This is a genomic window from Brevibacterium sp. VCM10 (assembly GCF_000583215.1).
Classification (GTDB): Bacteria; Actinomycetota; Actinomycetes; order Actinomycetales; family Brevibacteriaceae; genus Brevibacterium; species Brevibacterium linens.
The window spans coordinates 1-1,494 of sequence record NZ_JAJB01000107.1 but is presented as its reverse complement, the minus strand read 5'-3'; the positions used below and the strand labels follow the sequence as shown (position 1 = coordinate 1,494).

The 1,494-nt window shown below is 61.4% G+C and carries 2 protein-coding genes and 1 pseudogene; 2 read left to right on the top strand and 1 reads right to left on the bottom strand.

All coding sequences use genetic code 11. The features are described from left to right. Positions 1-372, bottom strand: a pseudogene (locus tag AD89_RS19040) (MFS transporter); the annotation flags it as partial. 252 nt (positions 373-624) lie between these two features. On the opposite strand from AD89_RS19040, the gene AD89_RS0117460 reads away from it, so the two are divergent. Beyond that, positions 625-1,044 (top strand): phage holin family protein, encoded by a 420-nt coding sequence (locus AD89_RS0117460; RefSeq protein WP_025780928.1) that lies wholly within the window; start codon positions 625-627, stop codon positions 1,042-1,044. A 72-nt stretch (positions 1,045-1,116) separates the two neighbouring features. Beyond that, entirely contained in the window at positions 1,117-1,347 is a 231-nt protein-coding gene (locus AD89_RS0117455; RefSeq protein ID WP_025780925.1) for a hypothetical protein, read from the top strand. Positions 1,348-1,494: the final 147 nt, after the last annotated feature.

Genomic DNA, 1,494 nt, shown 5'->3' with positions numbered 1-1,494 from the left:
GGCGGCGATGAAGACGACGACATCCGGCAGCGGGCTGAAGACGACCCACGCCATGAAGGTCAGTGCCGCACAGTTGAGGATGCCGGCGATGAGCAGCACGTAGCGCTGCCCCCAACGATCGGCGGCCGCCCCGATGAAGGAACCGAACAGGGCCGTGCCGAGTCCGACCATGGCGGAGTTGATTCCGCCCAGGCTCAGGGATCCGCGGCCGGCCACAACGAGGGTGAGGACACCGACGACGATCATGGCGAACGGCATGCGGGCGACGAAGGCGATCGGGAAATAGCTGCGTCCGACGGCCGAGAACAGAGTCGGAGAGGACTGCTGCACGGTCGTGTCCCGAGTCGAGGCGGGTATTTCGCTGTCTGTCATATCAATCCAGTTTCTGCTCCCGCTCGTCCGGGAGATCGTGCCGCCGTGGTGACCTGGATCAAATCACTCGGTAGGTGCACGCAGTTGGTCTGAGAAAGTCGAACCGGAAGGTTCTTCTTCAGGCTACTGCGTTTGTCCGCGCGATTCGAGCGGCAGCGGACCCCGCGGCGTTGAGTTTCATCACCATGGCACAGACCCCATTCCCATCGGCGACTCAGAAAGAACGCAGATCGGTCTGCGAGGATGACGACTATGAACTTCTTGTCTCGCGTCATCGTCAACGCATGCGCGATCTGGGTGGCCGCCTGGATTCTGCCGGGTGTGACGATCACAGGGAACCGGGTCGTCGAGGAGCAGGCCGGGGCCATTCCGGCGATGATCATCTCCTACCTTGTCATCGGCCTCATCTTCGGGTTGGCGAACGCCTTCATCAAACCGATCCTCAGCTTCGTCTCCGCCCCCATCACCTGTCTGACGCTGGGGCTGTTCTCCATCGTCATCAATGCGATCATGTTGGCGCTGACGAGTTGGCTCAGTGGGTTCACTCCTTTCGTCTTCACCATCGATTCGTTCTTCTTCTCCGCCATCCTCGCCGCGATCATCGTCTCGATCGTCTCCGCGCTGCTCGGATGGCTGGTCCCGGAGCGAAGCGCCGACCACGACCGGAGATGAGCAAAGTCCTCTACGCGATGTAGACTGTTGCTGAGAGTCAGCTGACCACCAGAAACTGTGCCGGAGGAGACCATGTCCGATATCGCCGCCCCGAAGAGAACCCGCAATTCCGCATCGTTTGCCGATGTCATCGTCTTCATCGTCGCCTTCGTGCTCTTCCTGTTCGGGCTCTACCTCTTCGGAGCCGCGTTCTCCTCACCCGAGGGAACCGAGTTCTGGGTGTTCTGGGGCGGTCTGCTCGCATCGAGCTTCGCCTTCCTCGTCCCGATCGTCTACCGCTGGGCTCGCGACTCCCGACGCTGATCTCCACATCGGTTCACGAAGGGCCGCTGCGCTGATGCGCAGCGGCCCTTCTCGTCGATTCACCGGCTTTCTCTGCGCCCTGTCACTTGCCGAATCACCCGTCGATTCGCCGGTGACAGAAATCCATGATCGCCGAGGCGGCTTCGA